Consider the following 3,643-nt stretch of genomic DNA (forward strand, 5'->3'; position numbering starts at 1 on the left):
GCAGTGGCTTTACCGGTAATGCCCTATTGCCGACCATGGGTCGGCACTACGGATCAATTCCAGCTCAGTACGACCTTGCCGGCCTTGCCCTGTTCCATCAGGTCGAAACCTTCCTGGAAACGGTCCACCGGCAGCTGGTGGGTCATCACCTTGCCCAGCGGGAAACCGCCCAGCACCAGCTGGGTCATCTTGTACCAGGTCTCGTACATCTTGCGGCCGTAGATGCCCTGCACGGTCAGGCCCTTGAAGATGATCTTGTCCCAGTCGCAACCGGCACCGCGCGGCATGATGCCGAGCATGGCGATCTTGCCGCCGTGGTACATGCAATCGAGCATGTCGTTGAAGGCGCGCGGGTTGCCGCTCATTTCCAGGCCCACGTCGAAGCCTTCCATGTGCAGCTCGGCCATCACGTCCTTCAGCGACTGGTTGGCGACGTTGACCACGCGGGTGGCGCCCATGTCGGCAGCCAGCTTCAGGCGGAAATCATTGACGTCGGTGACCACCACGTTGCGTGCACCGATGTGCTTGCAGATGCCGGCAGCAATGATGCCGATCGGGCCTGCGCCGGTGATCAGCACGTCCTCGCCGATCACGTCGAACTCCAGCGCGCAATGCGCGGCGTTGCCATAGGGGTCGAAGAACGCGGCCAGCTCGGACGGGATCTGGTCCGGGATCGGCCACAGGTTGGTGGCCGGCATCACCATGTATTCGGCGAAGGCGCCGTTGACGTTGACGCCGATGCCGACGGTGTTCGGGCACAGGTGCTGGCGGCCGCCACGGCAGTTGCGGCAATGGCCGCAGACGATGTGGCCTTCGGCCGAGACGCGCTGGCCGATTTCATAGCCGGTCACGCCCGGGCCGATTTCGGCGATGCGGCCGACAAACTCGTGGCCGATGGTCAGGCCCGGCTTGATGGTGCGCTGGCTCCATTCGTCCCACAGGTAGATGTGCAGGTCGGTGCCACAGATGGCGGTCTTTTCCAGCTTGATCAGCACCTGGTTCGGGCCCGGCGTAGGCACCGGCACCTCTTCCATCCAGATGCCCTTGGTCGCTTCGCGCTTCACCAGCGCCTTCATCGTCTGTGCCATTGCAGGGGACCGCAGTGTGGGGAAAGGACGTGATTATAAGCTTTCAACCGTAACCGCCCGGTACTGACCGATGACAGGGGCGGCAGACAGTTACAGCCGCTACAATCGGCCGTTCCAAACTTTCGGATGTGTCTGATGCGCGTGAATTTTCTTGCGTTTTCCATCGTTGCCGGCCTTGGCCTGGCGCAGACCGCGCAGGCTGCCGAAGGCATGTGGGTGCCGCAGCAGTTGCCGGAAATTGCCGGCCCGCTGAAGCAGGCAGGCCTGAAGCTGGACCCGCAGCAGCTGGCCAACCTCACCGGTGACCCGATGGGCGCAGTGGTTGCGCTGGGCGGCTGTACCGCCAGCTTCGTCTCGCCGCAGGGCCTGGTGGTCACCAACCACCACTGTGCCTACGGCTCGATCCAGCTCAATTCCACCGCCGAGAAGAATCTGATCAAGGACGGCTTCAACGCGCCGACCCTGAAGGACGAACTGAGCGCCGGCCCGAACGCCCGCATCTACGTGCTGGACGACATCACCGACGTCACCACCCAGGTAAAGGCCGCCATCGCTGGCGCCGGCAATGACCCGCTCAAGCGCACCCAAGCGCTGGAAACCTTCGAGAAGCAGGCCATTGCTGCCTGTGAAACCGACGATGCCTACAGCTGCACCCTGTACAGCTTCTCCGGCGGCAACACCTACCGCCTGTTCAAGAACATGGAAATCAAGGACGTGCGCCTGGCCTATGCACCCCCGGGCAGCGTCGGCAAGTTCGGCGGCGACGTCGACAACTGGATGTGGCCGCGCCACACCGGCGATTTCTCGTTCTACCGCGCCTACGTTGGCAAGGACGGCAAGCCGGCCGCATTCGCCGCCGACAACGTGCCGTACCAGCCCAAGCATTGGCTGAAGCTGGCCAACCAGCCGCTGGGCGAGGGTGATTTCGTGATGGTTGCCGGTTACCCGGGCCGCACCGATCGCTATGCGCTGGTCAGCGAATTCGAGAACACCGCTACCTGGACCTACCCGTCGATCGCCAAGGCCTACAAGGACCAGATCGCGATGGTCGAAGCGGCCAGTAAGACCAACCCGGACATCGCGGTGAAGTACGCCGCCAACATGGCCGGCTGGAACAACACCAGCAAGAACTACGACGGCCAGCTGGACGGCTTCAAGCGCAACAACGTGCTGGGCCAGAAGCAGGCTGCAGAAACCGCGGTGCTGGAATGGCTGCGTGGCCAGGGCGATGCCGGCAAGCCGGCGCTGGATGCCTTCGCACAGCTGCAGACGCTGGGCCAGCAGTCGCGCATGAACCAGGCGCGTGACCTGAACCTGGCGATGCTCAACCGCACCGGCACCCTCGGCACCGCCGTGCGTCTGTACCGCCTGGCCATTGAAAAGGCCAAGCCGGACGCGCAGCGCGAAGAGGGTTACCAGGAGCGCGACCTGCCGACCATCGAAGGCGGCCTGAAGCAGATGGACCGCCGCTACGTGCCGGCCATGGACCGTCAGTTCCAGCAGTACTGGTTGCAGCAGTACGTGCAGCTGCCGGCTGGCCAGCACCTGTCGGCGTTCGACAAGTGGATCGGCGGCGTCGATGCCAAGGCGGTTGATGCAACCGTCGCGCGTCTGGACGGCTCCAAGCTGGGCAACCTGGACGAGCGTTTGAAGTGGTTCGGTGCCGACAAAGCTGCGTTTGAAGCCAGCACCGACCCGGCCATCCAGTACGCGGTGGCGGTGATGCCGGCACTGCTGGAGCTGGAGCACCAGCGCAAGGTCCGTACCGGTGAAGAGCTGGTCGCGCGCCCGCTGTTCCTGCAGGCAATTGCTGATTACAAGAAGACCAAGGGTGAGTTCGTTTACCCGGACGCCAACCTGTCGCTGCGCATCACCTTCGGCAACGTGAAGGGTTACACCGGCCTGGACGGCAAGGTGCAGCCGGCCTTCACCGACCTGGAAGGCATCGTCGCCAAGGAAACCGGCAAGGACCCGTTCGACTCGCCGCAGGCGCTGATCGATGCGGTCAAGGCCAAGCGTTATGGCGGCTTTGAAGACAAGCGTATCGGCAGCGTGCCGGTGAACTTCCTGTCCGATCTGGACATCACTGGCGGCAACTCCGGCTCGCCGGTGCTGGACGCGCACGGTCGTCTGGTCGGTCTGGCGTTTGACGGCATCTGGGAATCGGTCGCCAGCAACTGGGTGTTCGACCCGGTGATGACCCGCATGATTTCGGTCGACGAGCGTTACATGCGTTGGATCATGCAGGAAGTGGCGCCGGCGCCGCAGCTGCTGAAGGAAATGGACGCCGCCTCGAAGTAAGCTCGAGCTGCGTTGTTTGAATGAAAGCCCGGGCGGGAAACTGCCCGGGCTTTTTTGTCGGGCAACGCGCAGATTTGCAGGAGCGGCGTCAGCCGCGAAGCCGGCAGTGTTGAAAGCACCTGCATGCCGGCAATCGGATGGATCTGTGGCTTCGCGGCTGTCGCCGCTCCCACGTTCGTTGCCTGGCAACTGTTGTGCCGAGCCATGCTCGGCTGAGGCCTTACCGGGAAGGCCACTGCCGAGCAGGGCTCGGC

2 protein-coding genes are annotated in these 3,643 nt (G+C 63.5%); one reads left to right on the top strand and one right to left on the bottom strand.

Features of this window, described 5'->3' with window-relative positions; all coding sequences use genetic code 11:
• Positions 1-53 precede the first annotated feature (53 nt).
• A complete protein-coding gene (gene tdh, locus ABE493_RS19310) occupies positions 54-1,088 on the bottom strand; it encodes an L-threonine 3-dehydrogenase (RefSeq protein ID WP_346501007.1) in 1,035 nt (344 codons plus the stop codon).
• A 135-nt stretch (positions 1,089-1,223) separates the two neighbouring features.
• Here tdh and ABE493_RS19315 point away from each other — a divergent pair, with 135 nt between their 5' ends.
• Complete coding sequence (locus tag ABE493_RS19315) at positions 1,224-3,389, top strand: S46 family peptidase (protein WP_346501009.1); 2,166 nt, start codon at positions 1,224-1,226, stop codon at positions 3,387-3,389.
• Positions 3,390-3,643 lie beyond the last annotated feature (254 nt).

Origin of the sequence: Stenotrophomonas terrae (assembly GCF_039674165.1) — a bacterium.
In the GTDB taxonomy this organism is placed as follows: domain Bacteria; phylum Pseudomonadota; class Gammaproteobacteria; order Xanthomonadales; family Xanthomonadaceae; genus Stenotrophomonas; species Stenotrophomonas terrae_A.